Genomic DNA, 14,163 nt, shown 5'->3' on the forward strand with positions numbered 1-14,163 from the left:
GCAACGTCCGGGCTCGCTCGCGGATTCCCCGGCGGTCGCATATCGTCACCTCCGATGCGCACCACCCTTGTGGTGATTTACACCGAGTCCCTGGAGGAATGCCGGGAGTTCTACGCGAACCTCGGGCTGTCCTTCGCTCGCGAGCGGCACGCCTCCGGCCCCGAGCACTACGCGGCCGTGCTGCCAGACGGCATGGTGGTCGAGCTGTATCCCGCGCGCGGTGAGCGCCTGACCGGGGCGCTGCGGCTGGGCTTCGCGGTGGACGGCGCGACGGTGCGCCCGCCGCTCGCCCCCGGGCGCCACGTGCGCACCGACCCGGACGGCCGCAAGGTCGAGGTGCACGCGTCGTGACGGACGGTGCGACCGACGCCCACCTGCACCTGTTCCCGGACGAGGCCGCCGGGCTGCGCGCGCAGGGCGGCGAGCGGCTGTCCGGGCACGCGGGGGTGGTCGGGGAGGTGCGGGCTCTTCGCGAGCGGGGCCGGATCGGGCGGGTGCTGGCGATCACGACGGCGTTCGCCGAGCTGGCCCGGCGGGCGGAGATGGGGCGGTGGCCCGCCGAGCTGGCTGGCGACGAGCGGCGACGGCGGGCGGGGGAGCTGGAGGACAGGCTGCTCGGCCAGGTCAGGGCGCAGAACGCCTGGATCCGCGAGGTGTCGGAGCCGGGGATCGGGGCGGTGGTGACCGCCGACCCGACGGTCGACAACGCGGCCATGGCCGCCGACCTCGCCGACCTGGTGGGACGGCCCGAGGTGCGCGCGGTCAAGATCCACCCGGCGCTGAGCCACGTGATGCCCGATCACCCGGGATACCTGGAGGTGTACCGGGTGGCGCGGGACGCGGGCGTGCCGGTGATCTCGCACGGCGGGTCGAGCGCGGGGTCGTTCTACGAGTCGGCGACCGAGTACTGCGCGCCGTCCCACTTCGTGCCCGTGCTCGACCGTTTCCCCGGGCTGACGCTCGTGCTCGCCCACCTGTGCCAGCCGTTCTACGACGACCTGCTCACGCTCGGCGAGCGCCGTCCGGGGCTGTGCACGGACCTGTCGTTCGTGCTCGGCGCGGGGCTGTTGCCGGCGGACCGGCTGGTGGCGACGGTGCGGGCGTTCGGGGTGGAGCGGGTGCTGTTCGGCAGCGACTTCCCGTACTTCGACCCGGAGGAGAGCCTGGACCGGCTGGCCGGCGCCGGGTTCACCGCCGGCGAGCTGGACATGATCCGCGCGGGCAACGCCGAGCGCGTCTTCTGGTGATCAACAGCGGAGCTTGTTGCCGTGTTCGACGGTCCAGCGGCCCAGCGCGGCCAGCGGCCCGTCGACGAGGCTGCGGCCGAGCTCGGTCAGCTCGTACTCGACCCGGGGCGGGGCGGCCGGGTAGGAGCGCCGCTCGATCAGGCCGTGCGCGAGCAGCCGGCGCAGCGCCTCGGTCAACGGCTTGTCGCTGACGCCTCCGATCGCGGCCCGCAGCTCGCGGCGGCGCAGCCGGCCGGGGCGCAGGGCGAACAGCACCACCGGATCCCAGGTGTGGGCGAACAGGTCGGTCGCCATCCGTACCCGGCAGTCCGCCAGCAGCCCGTGATCCTCCATGCCGACCATTGTCCCCGCCCCGTCATGCACCGATCGGTGCGTAACGGCGCGACTACCGTCGGTCCCGAACAGAAGCGACGGGAGGACGGACATGCGGATCGGGATCCTGGGCACCGGGGCGGTGGCGGCGGCGCTGGGCGCGCGCTGGGTGGCGGCGGGGCACGAGGTGGTCGTCGCGGGACGCTCACCGGCGAAGGCCCGAGCCCTGGCAGGGCGGATCGGCGGTGCCGCGCTCGCGCCGGGCGAGGCCGTCCGGGATCGGGACGCGGTGCTGCTCGCGGTTCCCTGGGCGGCCGTCGAGGACGTGCTGCGCGAGGTCGGAGGCCCGGACGGCGCCCTCGCCGGCACGACGCTGATCGACCCCACCAACGCCGTCCAGCACGCCGTCGGCACCCTGCTGATCGGCCCGGGCGAGTCGGCGGCGGGCCGGATCGCCGCACTCGCCCCCGGCGCGCACGTGGTGAAGGCCTTCCACCTGCTCACGCCCGACCACTGGACCGAGCAGGCGGACCGCGAGGTGACAGTCGCGTTGTGCGGCGACGAACCGGCCGCGCTGGACGCGGTGAGCCGGCTGGTGCGCGACGTCGGCGCGGTGCCGGCCGTGCTCGGCGGGCTCGACCGCGCCCGCCAGCTCGAAGAGGTCGCCGGGTTCGTCATCGGGCTCGCGTTCTCCGGCTTCGACCCCGCCGCCGCCGTGCCGCGCGTCGTCAGGCCAGGCGCGGCTTCCGGAACACCTGCGCGGTAGTCACCAGCAGCACGACGGTGCCGATCGACTCCTCGACCAGCGCCGTCACCACCAGGTCGCCACTGAGCTGCTCCTGGATCCCGAACAGCATGTCGTTCAGCGCAAGAACCAGCGCGAGCAAGGTCCCCACCATCATCAACAGGCTTAGCACCGTCGACAGGCGCAGCAACCCCCGCCGGGTGGCGAGCATCGCGATCGCCAGCACCAGCCCACCGGCCGCGTTGAGCAGGAACAGGATTTCCAGCAGGCCGCCCGCCCCGACGAAGACGACGTAGTGGAGGTGGATCCAGGCCATCCCGAGCAGGGCGAGCGCGCTCAGCGCCCGCCAGACGATCGGCGCACGCCGTCGGCGAAGGCCGAGGCCGCCGGCCGTGGCGGGTTCCGGAGAGCGGGCACCCCCGAAGTGTGTTGCCATGCCATCCACACGGGCGTGGCGGCCGAACGGTTCAGGCCGGGCTGGTCAGGACGGCCGCAGGGTGGCCATCGCCCGGTCGAACTCCCAGAACGCCCGCATCGAGCGGATCAGCCCGTCCGGCCCGACCCGGTAGACGAACACGCCCTCGGTGTCCACCCGCGAACCGTCCGGCAGGAACGAGGTGATCGTCCCGACGTTGGCCACCTCGTCACCGGCGGCGAACGAGTCGCGCACGCTGAACGTGATCCGCCGCGCGTTGGCGATGGTGGTGTCCCAGAACGCGGAGATCCCGTGGTGGCCGTGGTGTCCCTTGCCGTCCGGGTCGAAGATCGACGGGCCGACCGGGTCCTCCACCACCGCGTCCGGCGCGAACAGGGCCAGCCATTCGTCCTTCGCGCCCCGGGACACCGCGTCCATCGACCGCCGCGACGCCGCCCGCGCGGGGTGATCTCCGTCCGGGGCCGACCATTCCACGCCCATTACATCCTGCCCATGATCTCGTCCGCGAACCGTTTCATGCTGTCCTGCTTGGCGCTCAGCTCGCCGTCGAAGCCGATGCCGTCGAACACCCAGGGCACGACTATCGCGTCGGTGACCCCGATCTCGGCCTGCTGCCGGTAGCCGTCCAGCCCGAACCTGTCCACGCACACCGCCTGGATCTCGAACGGCTCGCCCGCGCTGCCGTTCTCGGCGCGCAGCGCGGCCAGCTTCCCGATCACTTCGCGCAGCTCGTCGAAGCGCATCATCGCCGAGGTCCAGCCGTCGTGGCGGGCCGCGCGGCGCAGCCCGGCCTCGGTGTGCCCGCCGACGAAGATCGGCACCCGCTCGGTGGGCGCCGGGCTCATCTGGAGCGGCTCGAAGTCGTAGAACTCGCCGTGGTGCTCGACCATCCCGCCGCCGAGCACCCGCCGCAGCACCTCGATGGCCTCGTCGGCGCGCCGGCCCCGGTGCTCGAACGGCACGCCGCACCACTCGAACTCCTCGGGCGTCCAGCCCAGCCCCACGCCGAGGGTGAACCGGTTGCCGGTCAGCACGGCCACCGACCCGACCTGGCGGGCCAGCGGCAGCGGGTAGCGCGAGCCGAGCTTGAGCACCTGGGTGCAGAACCGGATCCGCTCGGTGGCCGCGCCCATCGCCGCGCTGGCCGCGATCGGGTCCACCCACGGGGTGTCGGCGTTCCACATCCGCGAGCCGTCCGGGGTGTAGGGGTAGCGGGCGGACACCTTCTCCGAGTAGAAGATCGAGTCCGGCAGCGCGACGGAGTGGAAGCCGCACTCCTCGGCGGTGCGGGCCAGCCCGACGATCTGGTCCAGCGGGCTCATCGCGATCGAGATGGAGAACTTCATGAGCGTGCTCCCGGTTTGTCGGATCCGACCACCCACATGGCGAAGAACTGCGACCCGCCGCCGTAGGCGTGGCCGAGCGCGGTGCGGGCGCCGTGCACCTGGTGGTCACCGGCGCGGCCCATCACCTGCCGGGCGGCCTCGGTGAACCGCAGCAGCCCGGACGCGCCGATCGGGTTCGAGGACAGCACGCCGCCGGACGGGTTGACCGGCAGCCGGCCGTCCATCGCTGTCTCGCCGGCCTCGGTGAGCCGCCAGCCTTCGCCCTCGGCGGCGAAGCCGAGGTTCTCCAGCCACATCGGCTCGAACCAGGAGAACGGCACGTAGATCTCGGCCACGTCGACCTGGGCCAGCGGGTCGGTGATCCCGGCCCGGTCCCACAGCGCGACGGCGGCGTCCCGGCCGGCGTGCGGGTTGACCTGGTCGCGGCCGGCGAACATGGTCGGCTCGGTGCGCATCACGGTGGCGTGGATCCAGGCGGGGGTGTTGACGGCGGCCGCCGAGGACTCGTCGCCGATGACCACCGCGCACGCCCCGTCCGAGGACGGGCAGGTCTCGTCGTAGCGGATCGGGTCCCACAGCATCTTCGAGGCGCGGACGGAGTCCAGCGTGATGTCCGGCTGGTGCAGGTGCGCGTGCGGGTTGCGGGCGCCGTTGCGGCGGTCCTTGACCGCGACCATCGCCCCGATGTGCTCGGGCGCGCCGGAGCGGCGGATGTAGGAGCGCACGTGCGGGGCGAAGTAGCCGCCGGCGCCCGCGCCCACCGGCATGGAGAACGGCGGCATGATGGACAGCGCCCACATCGCGTTCGACTCCGACTGCTTCTCGAACGCCACCGCCAGCACCCGCCGGTGTATGCCGGCCTGCACCAGGCTCGCCGCGACCACCGCCGTGGACCCCCCGACCGAGCCCGCGGTGTGCACTCGCAGCAGTGGCTTCCCGGTGGCGCCGATCGCGTCGGCCAGCACCAGCTCGGGCATCATCACGCCCTCGAACAGGTCCGGCGCCTTGCCCAGCACCACCGCGTCGACCTCGCCCCGGTCCAGGCCCGCGTCGGCCAGGGCGGCGTCCACCGCCTCGCGGCACAGGCCGGCCATGGAGACGTCGGTGCGCTTCGAGGTGTGCTTGGTCTGGCCGGTGCCGAGCACGGCGGCCAGGTTCGGCCCGGACATCAGCGGCCCTCCATGACGCAGACCATGTTCTGTTGCAGCAGCGGGCCGTTGGTGGCGTGCGCGAGCACCCGGCCCGCCGAGCCGTCCATCACCCGGGCGGCCGCCTCGCCGATCCTGACCAGGCCGGTGGCGAACATCGGGTTGCCGCACAGCGGGCCGCCGGACGGGTTGATCCGCACGCTCTCGGCCAGCCCCAGCTCGCGGCGCAGCAGCAGCTCCTGCGAGGTGAACGGGGCGTGCAGTTCCGCGACCTGGACGCCGTCGATGCCGGCGGCCGCCGCCGAGGCGCCCGCCGACGGCGCCCTGCTCAGGTCGCGGGCGCCGAACGCGGGGGAGTCCACGCGGTGCTCGATGCCCGTGATCCAGGCCGGCCGCTCGCACAGCTCGCCGGCCCGGTCTGACGAGGCGAGCACGACGGCCGCCGCCCCGTCGGTGATCGGGGCGCAGTCGTGCGCGCGCAGCGGGTCCGCCAGGTACGGCTCGTCCAGCAGCCCGTTGACGTCCAGCGGTTCGCGGAGCTGGGCGTTCGGGTTCTTCGCGGCGTCGGCGCGGCTGCGGGCGGCCACCTCGGCCATCTCCTTCTCGCTCCACAGCCCTGCGTCCAGCCCGACCCTGGCCTGCAGCGCGGCCAGGCTCACCGCGTCCGGCCACAGCGGCGCCACCAGGTACGGGTCGAGCTGCAGCGCGAGCACCCGGCGCAGCTCGCCGGCCGAGGACTTGCCGAAGCCGTACACCAGCGCGGTGTCCACCTCGCCGGTGCGGATCTTCACCCAGGCCTCGTACAGCGCCCACGCCGCGTCCGCCTCCACGTGCGACTCCGCGATCGGCGGCACCGCCCCGATGGCGTCCACGGCGGAGACGAACGAGAACGCCCGCCCGGCCAGGTAGTCCGACGAGCCCGAGCACCAGAACCCGATCTCGTGCCGGTCCAGCCCGGTGGCCGCGTACAGCTCCTGGAACACCGGGACCAGCATCTCCACCCCGTTGGTGGTGCCGGTGGTCCGTCCCACCTGCGGCGACTGCGCGAACCCGACCACCGCGACGTCGCTCATCACAGGTGCTCCGCGTACGTCTCGAACTCCGCGTCCGGCTCACCGCTCGGACGGAAGTGGTCGATGTTGCGCAGGCTCGTGCCCCACTCCGCTCGCGGCTTCCACTCCGCGCGCACCCGCATCCCCATCCGCACCTCCTCGGCGGCGCACCCCAGCACCAGGTGCTGCAGCGGGATGTCCGCGCCGTCCAACAGCACGTACGCGGCCACATACGGCGGCGTGATCCGCTGCCCCAGGAACGGCACGTTGACGATGCAGAACGTGGTCACCGTCCCGGTGTCCGCCAGCTCGACGTCCTCCTCGGTCGGCACCCCGTCCACCGGGCACGCCCCGCGCGGCGGGATGTACACCTTCCGGCACACCGGGCACCGCTGCCCCAACAGCCGCCCCTCCGCCAGCCCGCGCAGGTACCGGCTCTCCTCCAACGACGCCGAATGCTCGTAATGCAAATGGACCGGAGTTACGACCATTGAAACGTCGTTGTCCGAGGTCACCACCCGTGAGTGGTAAGCGTTGTCATAGCAACGCTTACCACTCACGGGTTCGAAGCAGGCGATATCGGTGACCGCGCCTACGGGGTTGTCGCGCCAGCGGGGGCGGACTCGGAGGCCGGTGTGGATCGCGGACGGGGTGCCGGTGTCTACGGCGTGCAGGAGCGCGGTGTCGGCGCCGTCGAGTTTGATCAAGGCCCAGGCGAACGGGTGGTCCAGGGGCTGGCCTTCGAGCGGCGTGGGCATCCAGGACCAGGACTGGACGGTGCCTTCGGCGGTCACTTCGACGGGGTCGGTCAGGGGCTTGCCGTCCGTTGGGTCGTATTCGACGGGCGGGACGTGCACCCGGCCGTCGCTGCCCCGGACGCCTTCGAGGCGTCGCTCGCGCAGGGCGGTCAGGAACCGGCCGAGGACCGGGCCGACCGAGCGCGTGTAGTCGAACCCCACCTCCAGCGGGGCGATCAGCGGCTCCTCACGGGTGACCATGGCGCTAAGTAGAACAGGTTCTCGATTCGGCTGGCAAGATGAGCCCATCGGCGACGGCGTCGGAGGGAGTACGGGGATGCGACTGGGACTGCAGCTGGGGTACTGGGGCGCCGGTCCGCCGGACGGTGCCGAGGATCTGGTGCTGGCGGCCGAGCGGGCCGGGTTCGACGCGGTGTTCGCCGCCGAGTCGTGGGGCTCGGACGCGTTCACCCCGCTGGCCTGGTGGGGGTCGCGGACGGAGCGGGTGCTGCTGGGGACATCGGTGGCCCAGTTGTCCGCGCGCAGCCCCACGTCGTGCGCGATGCACGCGCTGACCCTGGACCACCTGTCCGGCGGGCGGGCGGTGCTCGGGCTCGGGGTGTCCGGGCCGCAGGTCGTGGAGGGCTGGTACGGCGCGCCGTTCGGCAAGCCACTGGCCCGCACCAGGGAGTACGTCTCGATCGTGCGCCAGGTGCTCGCGCGGGAGGCCCCGGTGCGCAACGACGGGCCGCACTACCCGCTGCCCTACGCCGGCGACGGGGCGCTCGGGCTGGGCAAGCCGCTGCGCCCGATCACCCATCCACTGCGCGCTGACCTGCCGATCTGGCTGGGCGCCGAGGGTCCGCGCAACGTTGCGCTGGCCGCCGAGATCGCCGACGGCTGGCTGGCCATCTACTACTCGCCCAAGCTCGCGCCCACCTACCGGGAGTGGCTCGACGAGGGCTTCGCCCGGTCCGGTGCCCGCCGTCGACGCGGGGACTTCACGGTGGCCGCGAGCTGCCAGGTGGTGGTCACCGAGGACCCGGCCGCCGAGATCGCCGCGTTGAAACGTTCCATGGCGCTCTACCTGGGCGGGATGGGAGCGCCGGGGATGAACTTCCACGCCGACGTGTTCCGCCGGATGGGCTACGCCGCCGAGGTGGCCGAGATCGGTGAGCTGTTCCGCGCAGGGCGCCGTGACGACGCCGTCGCCGCCGTGCCCGACGAGCTGGTTGCCGACACCGCGATCATCGGCCCGCCGGCCACCGTGCGCGCCGAGGTGGCCCGCTGGGCCGAGGCAGGGGTGGACATGTTGATCGTGTCCTGCCGCGACACCGGCCAGGCGCGAGCCCTCGCCGACACCCTTGCCAGCGTGTGAAACAAGTTCTAGTTTGGCACCCGTGACAGCCCTGGGCCTGTGGAACATCGCCGCGTCCGAACCGCACCGGCTGGCGGTGGTCGCGCCGGACGGCCGGGAGGTGACCTACCGCCAACTGGCCGCCGACGCGGACCGGTACGGGCGCGGGCTGCGCGCGCTCGGGCTGCGGGCGGGCGACGCCATCGTGCTGCTGCTGCCCAACGGCGCGGACATGCTCGCCGCGCACTTCGCCGCGCTGCAGACCGGCCTGTACATCGTCGCGGTGAACTGGCACCTGGTCGGGCCGGAGGTGGCCTACATCCTCTCCGACAGCGGCGCCAAGGCGTTCGTGGCGCACGAGCGGTTCGCCCCGGTCGCGGCGGCCGCCGCCGAGGAGGCCGGCCTGCCGCCCGAGGCCCGGTTCGCGGTCGGCGAGGTGCCCGGGTTCCGGCCGCTGGCCGAGCTGGGTGCCGACGAACCGCCGGGGCGGCCGGAGGAGCGGACCATGGGCGGCCCGATGCTCTACACCTCGGGCACCACCGGCCGGCCCAAGGGCGTGCGGCGCCCGCTCACCGGCGCGGACCCGGACGACGTGCCGGGCACCGCGCTGTGGTTCTTCGGCATCTTCGGGCTGGAGCCGCACGACGGGCACGTGCACCTGTGCGGCTCGCCGCTCTACCACACCGCCGTGCTGAACTTCGTCACGATCTCCATCCAGCTCGGGCACCCGGCCGTGCTGATGGACCGCTGGACGCCGGCGGAGATGCTGCGGCTGATCGAGCGGTACCGGGTGACCCACAGCCACATGGTGCCCACCCAGTTCTCCCGGCTGCTGGCGCTGCCGGAGGCGGAGCGCACGCGCCATGACCTGTCCTCGCTGCGGGTGATGATCCACGGGGCGGCGCCGTGCCCGATGGAGGTCAAGCGGCGGATGCTGGACTGGTGGGGGCCGGTGGTCACGGAGTACTACGCGGCCACCGAGGGCGGCGGTACCACGATCACCGCCGAGGAGTGGCTGCGCAAGCCGGGGTCGGTGGGGCGGGCCTGGCCGGGGTCGGTGGTCGCGGTGCTCGACGAGGACGGGCGCGAGCTGCCGCCCGGCGAGCCTGGGCTGGTCTATTTACGGATGGGGACGTCCTCCTTCGAGTACCACCGCGACCGGGAGAAGACGAAGGCGGCGCGGGTCGGCGACCTGTTCACCCTGGGCGACGTCGGGCACCTGGACGAGGACGGCTACCTGTTCCTGCACGACCGCAAGAGCGACATGATCATCACCGGCGGGGTGAACGTCTACCCGGCCGAGATCGAGGGCGAGCTGGCCGGTCATCCCAAGGTCGCCGACGTGGCCGTGTTCGGCATCCCGCACCCGGACTGGGGAGAGGAGATCAAGGCGGTGGTGCAGCCCGCCGACGGCGTGACGCCGGACGACGCGCTGACCGAGGAGCTACTGGCCTTCGCCGGCACCCGGCTGGCCAGGTTCAAGCTGCCACGTACCGTGGACTATGTGGCCGAGCTGCCGCGCGACCCGAACGGCAAGCTGTACAAGCGGCGGCTGCGCGAGCCTTACTGGGCCGAGCGCACCGTGTAGTCGGGCGGCTGCGTAAGGTACGGCCACCGGCGAGGGACGGGAGCGAGCGGTGCGGCAGCGGTTGTGGTGGCAGGTGCCGCTGCTGCTGTTGTCGCTGTTGCTGGCCGGCGGGGCGCTGCGCGCGGACACCCAGTCCGGCATCGACTTCGCGTCCACCGACTGGTCGGCGAGCGACCCGCTGGCGTCCACGATCGCCGCGCCGTCCACGCCCGCCGCGCCCGGCAAGGTCCGTCTCCAGGACCTGACGACCGGCCACCCGGACCTCGAACCGGCGCCGGCCGACGGCGTGGTCGCGGACCTGTCGTACGAACCGCTGTTGCGCGCCCGGTCGGACCGCACGCCGGACATCGCCGTGCGCCCGGTCGACCTGTCCCATCCGCGCCTTGGTCGAGCCCCGCCCCAGCCGGCCTGAGCCGACGGTTCTCGCATCCCGGATCGACAACGATTCCGGGCGCGTCGGCATATGCCCTCTGACACAAAGCTGAGGTAACTCGTTCGCGCGTTCGGCGTTTTCGGCGCGCGCATTTCGACCAAGGGGCATGCCTTGTTCATTCTTGCTGTTCTCGTCCTGTTGATTGCCGCCCTCGGTATCGGCCTGCTCGTCGCGATGAGCGTGCGCGACGAACCGCTGCTCGGCGTGTTCGGGCTGATCGCCCTGAGCGCCGCCGGAATGGCCGGATCCGCCTACGGGGTGCTCACCAGCGCCTAGAGCCCGGGTTCGATCTACAGAGGAGGGGCGGTGGCCCGAGCGTATCGACCCGAGCTGCAAGGCCTGCGCGCGCTGGCGGCGCTGCTGGTGGTCGTCTACCACGTCTGGCTGGGCCGGGTGTCCGGCGGCGTCGACGTGTTCTTCGTGATCTCCGGGTTCCTGCTCACCGGCCAGCTGGTCAGGGCCGGGGAGCGGGGCGCGGTCGCGCTGCGCGCGGTGTACGCGCGGATGGTCGGGCGGCTGCTGCCGGCCTCGGTCACCGTGCTGCTCGCGATCATCGCGGTGGGCGTGGTGCTGCTGCCGGAGAACCGCTGGTTCGGCACCATCCGCGAGGTCATCGCCTCGGTGCTGTTCGTGGAGAACTGGCAGCTCGCGGCGGACTCGGCCGACTACTTCGCCCAGCACGGCGCGGCCAGCGTGGTGCAGCACTTCTGGTCGCTGTCCGTGCAGGGCCAGTTCTTCCTGCTCTGGCCGCTGGTCGGGGTCGCGGTGGTGTGGCTGGGGCGGCGGCTGCGGGTGTCGCCGCGCGCCGGGTTCGGCGCGGTGAGCGCGGTCGTGCTGGTCGGTTCGCTGGCGTACTCGGTCTGGCTGACCTCGGTGAACCAGCCGCTGGCCTACTTCGACACCCTCGCAAGGGCATGGGAGTTCGCGCTCGGCGGGCTGTTGGCGCTGGTCATCGACGCGGTGCCGCTGCCGCGCGCGGTCCGGATCGGGCTGGGCTGGGCCGGGGTGGCCGGGCTGGTGAGCTGCGGGCTGGTGCTCACCGTCGGCACCCAGTTCCCCGGGTACGTGGCGCTGTGGCCGACGCTGTCCGCGGTCGCCGTGCTGGCCGCCGGGGCGAGCGACAGCCGGATCGGGGTGGACCGGATCCTGGCGTCGCGGCCGCTGCGCCGGCTCGGTGACCTGAGCTTCGGGCTGTACCTGTGGCACTGGCCGATCCTGGTGTTGTTCCTGGTCAGCCAGGAGCGCGAGGAGCCGGGGCCGCTCGGCGGGGCCGCCGTGATCGCGCTGTCGCTGCTGCTCGCCGCCGGCACGCACCACCTGGTCGAACGCCCGGTCGTGGCAGTGGCAGGGGCCGCCCGCACCTCCGGTGGCGCCGAACGCCGCACCCCCAGGCTCGCGGTCGCCGCGCTGCTGCCGGTGCTGATGGCGTGCGGGGTGTGGCAGGGCGTCAGCGCGCGCAAGGCGCAGTCGTACGCGCTGACGTTCGACGACCCCGACCACCCGGGGGCGCTCGCCATGAGGGCGGACTTCGAGTACTGGGGCGCGCAGGACCCGCCGCTGGCCCCGCCGTTCGTGTCGCTGCCCGACGACTGGGCCAGCGTCGAGGGCCTGCGCTGCGAGGACTCCCCGCGCGGCGGTGACCTGGAGATCTGCCGGCTGGCCAGCCCCGGCCCGCCCACCCGCAAGGTCGTGCTGGTCGGCGACTCGCACCCGACCCAGTTCCTCGCGGCCCTGCGCCCGATCGCGCAGCGGCGCCACTGGGAGATCATCATGATGTCCCGGCCCGGCTGCCCGTACTCGGCCGACTCCGAGATCCTCCCCGACGACCGGCAGTGCCTGGACTGGAACGCCGCCGCGACCGAGGAGATCCTGGCCGACCCGCCCGACTTCGTGTTCACCATGGCCACCCGCGACGTCCGCGCCGGCCTGACCGAGCACACGCCCGCCGGCTTCGTCGCGCAATGGCAGAAGCTCGAAACCGAGTCGATCCCGGTACTGGCCGTCCGCGACAATCCCCGCTACGCCCGCTCGCCGGCCGGCTGTGTCGAGGCCGGCCGGGTGGACGTCGCCGAATGCGGCACGCCCCGGGCCGACCTGCTGGCCCCGACGGCGCCCTATCGGGAACTCTCCGACGTGCCGCCGAACGTATTGTTCCTCGATTTCAGCGACTACTACTGCGACCCGGAGATGTGCCCGGCGGTCATCGGTAATATCCTCGTCTACAAGGATGACAACCATCTCAGCGCGACGTATCTCACCAGCATGGCCGGCATCGTGGAAAACGCCATCGACAGCGCCCTGGACCGTTACGCCGCGAGAAACTCCCCGTCGTGACGGCGAACGGAGCCAGGAATGAACCGCAGGGACCAGATCAGGATGTCCGACGAGGAGATCGCCGCGTTCCTCGCCGAGGAGCGAACCCTGATCGTGGCCAGCCACGGCGCCGGCGGCCACCCCCACGTCGTCCCCATGTGGTTCGCCATGCTGGACGGCAAGCCCGCGTTCTGGACCTACCGCACCTCGCAGAAGGTCCTCAACCTCCGCCGTGACCCCCGCCTGTCCTGCCTCGTCGAAGCCGGCGAGACCTACCCCGAACTGCGCGGCGTGAGCATCGAAGGCACCGCCGAGATCGTCGAAGACCCCGACCAGACCCTCCACATCGGCGCCGCCGTGGCCGAACGCTTCGCCGGCCCCCTCGACGACACCGCGAGAGAAGGCCTACGCCGCTCCGGAGCCAAACGCGTCGCCATCCTCGTCCACCCCACCAAGACCGTCACCTGGGACCACCGCAAGCTCCCCACCAGCACGTACTAGCGCGAGCCCGTACCAGCCCGCGAGTCGGGGATTTTGTCAGGGTGAGTCGCGGATTTCGTCAGCCGTGAGGCGGCCGCCGCCGTACCCGTGAGTGGCTAGGGTCGTCATAGCGGCCCTAGCCACTCACGGGGTGTCAGCGGCCGTGGAACTGCGGGGTTCGCTTCTCGGCGAACGCGCGCGGACCCTCCTTGGCGTCCGCGCTGGCGAACACCGCCATGCCGAGCTTGGCCTCCTCGACGAAGGCGTCGTTCTCCGCCATGCCCTCGGTCTCGCGGATGGTCCGCAGGATGGCCTGGACCGCGAGCGGTCCGTTCGCCGCGACCTGTTCGGCCAGTTCCAGGGCCTTGGCCAGCGCCTGGCCGTCCGGCACCACGTGCCCGATCAGGCCAACGGACAGCGCCTCCTCGGCGGACAGGTGCCGGCCGGTGAGCAGCAGGTCGGCGGCCTGGGTGTACGGGATCTGGCGCGGCAGCCGCACCGCCGAGCCGCCCAACGGGAACAGCCCCCACCGCGCCTCGGACACCCCGAACCGCGCCCCGCGCCCGGCCACCCGGATGTCGGTGGCCTGCAGGATCTCGGTGCCGCCGGCGATGGCCGGGCCCTCCACGGCGGCGATCAGCGGCTTGGTCAGCCGCCGGCCCTTGAGCAGCGGCTCGATCACCGACAGGTCCCAGCCGCCGCCGGCGAAGGCGTCGCCGGGGTGCAGGGCGGTCATCGCCTTGAGGTCGGCGCCCGCGCAGAACGCCCCGCCTGCCCCGGTGAGCACGCAGGCCCGGATCTCCGGGTCGGCGTCCACCCGGTCCCAGGCCTCCTTCATGATCGCCATCATCGGGCCGGACAGGGCATTGCGTGCGCGAGGCCGGTTCATCGTCACGACCAGCACGGCGCCGCGCTGCTCGACCAGGCAGTGCGGGGCCTCGTCGTCCACATCCATGAGTCACGCTCCCG

17 protein-coding genes are annotated in these 14,163 nt (G+C 72.6%); 9 read left to right on the forward strand and 8 right to left on the reverse strand.

From position 1 onward, the window contains the following. Positions 1-54 precede the first annotated feature (54 nt). Positions 55-351 carry a VOC family protein gene (locus N912_RS0100380; RefSeq protein WP_037062561.1) on the forward strand — a complete coding sequence of 99 codons (297 nt, stop codon included), beginning with the start codon at positions 55-57 and terminating at the stop codon, positions 349-351. After that, on the forward strand, positions 348-1,247 hold the full coding sequence (locus N912_RS0100385; protein ID WP_028920859.1) for an amidohydrolase family protein: 900 nt from the start codon (positions 348-350) through the stop codon (positions 1,245-1,247). Before N912_RS0100380 ends, N912_RS0100385 begins: the two co-directional genes overlap by 4 nt. Here N912_RS0100385 and N912_RS48565 read toward each other — a convergent pair whose 3' ends face one another. Then, a complete protein-coding gene (locus N912_RS48565; RefSeq protein ID WP_245645140.1) occupies positions 1,248-1,580 on the reverse strand; it encodes a winged helix-turn-helix transcriptional regulator in 333 nt (110 codons plus the stop codon). A gap of 91 nt (positions 1,581-1,671) precedes the next feature. Between N912_RS48565 and N912_RS0100395 the strand changes: the two genes are divergently transcribed. Continuing rightward, positions 1,672-2,325, forward strand: a complete 654-nt coding sequence (locus N912_RS0100395) for an NADPH-dependent F420 reductase (protein WP_028920860.1) — start codon at positions 1,672-1,674, stop codon at positions 2,323-2,325. Here the strand turns inward: N912_RS0100395 and N912_RS0100400 are convergent. Genes N912_RS0100400 through N912_RS0100425 form a run of 6 tightly spaced genes read right to left on the reverse strand, consistent with a single transcriptional unit; the run spans position 2,288 to position 7,284 of the window. After that, positions 2,288-2,740 carry a hypothetical protein gene (locus N912_RS0100400; RefSeq protein ID WP_211261100.1) on the reverse strand — a complete coding sequence of 151 codons (453 nt, stop codon included), beginning with the start codon at positions 2,738-2,740 and terminating at the stop codon, positions 2,288-2,290. The genes N912_RS0100395 and N912_RS0100400 overlap by 38 nt on opposite strands. Positions 2,741-2,785: 45 nt before the next feature. Then, positions 2,786-3,220, reverse strand: coding sequence for a nuclear transport factor 2 family protein (locus tag N912_RS0100405; protein WP_028920862.1), 435 nt, complete (start codon positions 3,218-3,220; stop codon positions 2,786-2,788). Beyond that, on the reverse strand, positions 3,220-4,086 hold the full coding sequence (locus tag N912_RS0100410; RefSeq protein WP_028920863.1) for a TIGR03619 family F420-dependent LLM class oxidoreductase: 867 nt from the start codon (positions 4,084-4,086) through the stop codon (positions 3,220-3,222). Before N912_RS0100410 ends, N912_RS0100405 begins: the two co-directional genes overlap by 1 nt. Beyond that, entirely contained in the window at positions 4,083-5,255 is a 1,173-nt protein-coding gene (locus N912_RS0100415; protein WP_037062568.1) for a thiolase domain-containing protein, read from the reverse strand. The genes N912_RS0100410 and N912_RS0100415 overlap by 4 nt, the downstream gene beginning before the upstream one ends. Then, positions 5,255-6,307, reverse strand: a complete 1,053-nt coding sequence (locus N912_RS0100420; RefSeq protein WP_028920865.1) for a thiolase domain-containing protein — start codon at positions 6,305-6,307, stop codon at positions 5,255-5,257. Before N912_RS0100420 ends, N912_RS0100415 begins: the two co-directional genes overlap by 1 nt. Continuing rightward, positions 6,307-7,284 (reverse strand): Zn-ribbon domain-containing OB-fold protein, encoded by a 978-nt coding sequence (locus N912_RS0100425; protein WP_028920866.1) that lies wholly within the window; start codon positions 7,282-7,284, stop codon positions 6,307-6,309. Before N912_RS0100425 ends, N912_RS0100420 begins: the two co-directional genes overlap by 1 nt. A gap of 76 nt (positions 7,285-7,360) precedes the next feature. Between N912_RS0100425 and N912_RS0100430 the strand changes: the two genes are divergently transcribed. The 6 genes from N912_RS0100430 (at position 7,361) to N912_RS0100455 (ending at position 13,215) form a co-directional block, all read left to right on the forward strand. Then, on the forward strand, positions 7,361-8,401 hold the full coding sequence (locus tag N912_RS0100430) for an LLM class F420-dependent oxidoreductase (protein ID WP_028920867.1): 1,041 nt from the start codon (positions 7,361-7,363) through the stop codon (positions 8,399-8,401). Positions 8,402-8,423: 22 nt separating this feature from the next. Beyond that, complete coding sequence (locus N912_RS0100435) at positions 8,424-9,968, forward strand: acyl-CoA synthetase (RefSeq protein WP_028920868.1); 1,545 nt, start codon at positions 8,424-8,426, stop codon at positions 9,966-9,968. Positions 9,969-10,017: 49 nt separating this feature from the next. Next, positions 10,018-10,380 (forward strand): hypothetical protein, encoded by a 363-nt coding sequence (locus N912_RS0100440; protein ID WP_028920869.1) that lies wholly within the window; start codon positions 10,018-10,020, stop codon positions 10,378-10,380. A gap of 132 nt (positions 10,381-10,512) precedes the next feature. Continuing rightward, positions 10,513-10,677: a hypothetical protein gene (locus tag N912_RS63170; RefSeq protein WP_156993079.1), complete on the forward strand. Its 165-nt coding sequence runs from the start codon at positions 10,513-10,515 to the stop codon at positions 10,675-10,677. 30 nt (positions 10,678-10,707) lie between these two features. Beyond that, a complete protein-coding gene (locus N912_RS0100450; RefSeq protein ID WP_051579408.1) occupies positions 10,708-12,735 on the forward strand; it encodes an acyltransferase family protein in 2,028 nt (675 codons plus the stop codon). 18 nt (positions 12,736-12,753) lie between these two features. Next, entirely contained in the window at positions 12,754-13,215 is a 462-nt protein-coding gene (locus N912_RS0100455) for a pyridoxamine 5'-phosphate oxidase family protein (protein ID WP_028920871.1), read from the forward strand. A gap of 133 nt (positions 13,216-13,348) precedes the next feature. Here the strand turns inward: N912_RS0100455 and N912_RS0100460 are convergent, their stop codons facing one another. Beyond that, the gene (locus tag N912_RS0100460; RefSeq protein ID WP_028920872.1) at positions 13,349-14,149 is read right to left on the reverse strand and encodes a crotonase/enoyl-CoA hydratase family protein; all 801 of its coding nucleotides are present in this window, start codon (positions 14,147-14,149) and stop codon (positions 13,349-13,351) included. Positions 14,150-14,163: the final 14 nt, after the last annotated feature.

It is taken from the genome of Actinospineispora acaciae DSM 45401 (genome assembly GCF_000620785.1).
Lineage (GTDB): Bacteria > Actinomycetota > Actinomycetes > Mycobacteriales > Pseudonocardiaceae > Pseudonocardia > Pseudonocardia acaciae.

What these genes read in the sequence shown, in the direction of transcription:
- N912_RS0100380 (WP_037062561.1), top strand. Translation starts at nt 55, where the DNA reads ATGCGCACCACCCTTGTGGTGATTTACACCGAGTCCCTGGAGGAATGC.
- N912_RS48565 (WP_245645140.1), bottom strand. Translation starts at nt 1,580, where the DNA reads ATGGAGGATCACGGGCTGCTGGCGGACTGCCGGGTACGGATGGCGACC.
- N912_RS0100395 (WP_028920860.1), top strand. Translation starts at nt 1,672, where the DNA reads ATGCGGATCGGGATCCTGGGCACCGGGGCGGTGGCGGCGGCGCTGGGC.
- N912_RS0100400 (WP_211261100.1), bottom strand. Translation starts at nt 2,740, where the DNA reads ATGGCAACACACTTCGGGGGTGCCCGCTCTCCGGAACCCGCCACGGCC.
- N912_RS0100405 (WP_028920862.1), bottom strand. Translation starts at nt 3,220, where the DNA reads ATGGGCGTGGAATGGTCGGCCCCGGACGGAGATCACCCCGCGCGGGCG.
- N912_RS0100410 (WP_028920863.1), bottom strand. Translation starts at nt 4,086, where the DNA reads ATGAAGTTCTCCATCTCGATCGCGATGAGCCCGCTGGACCAGATCGTC.
- N912_RS0100415 (WP_037062568.1), bottom strand. Translation starts at nt 5,255, where the DNA reads ATGTCCGGGCCGAACCTGGCCGCCGTGCTCGGCACCGGCCAGACCAAG.
- N912_RS0100420 (WP_028920865.1), bottom strand. Translation starts at nt 6,307, where the DNA reads ATGAGCGACGTCGCGGTGGTCGGGTTCGCGCAGTCGCCGCAGGTGGGA.
- N912_RS0100425 (WP_028920866.1), bottom strand. Translation starts at nt 7,284, where the DNA reads ATGGTCACCCGTGAGGAGCCGCTGATCGCCCCGCTGGAGGTGGGGTTC.
- N912_RS0100430 (WP_028920867.1), top strand. Translation starts at nt 7,361, where the DNA reads ATGCGACTGGGACTGCAGCTGGGGTACTGGGGCGCCGGTCCGCCGGAC.
- N912_RS0100455 (WP_028920871.1), top strand. Translation starts at nt 12,754, where the DNA reads ATGAACCGCAGGGACCAGATCAGGATGTCCGACGAGGAGATCGCCGCG.
- N912_RS0100460 (WP_028920872.1), bottom strand. Translation starts at nt 14,149, where the DNA reads ATGGATGTGGACGACGAGGCCCCGCACTGCCTGGTCGAGCAGCGCGGC.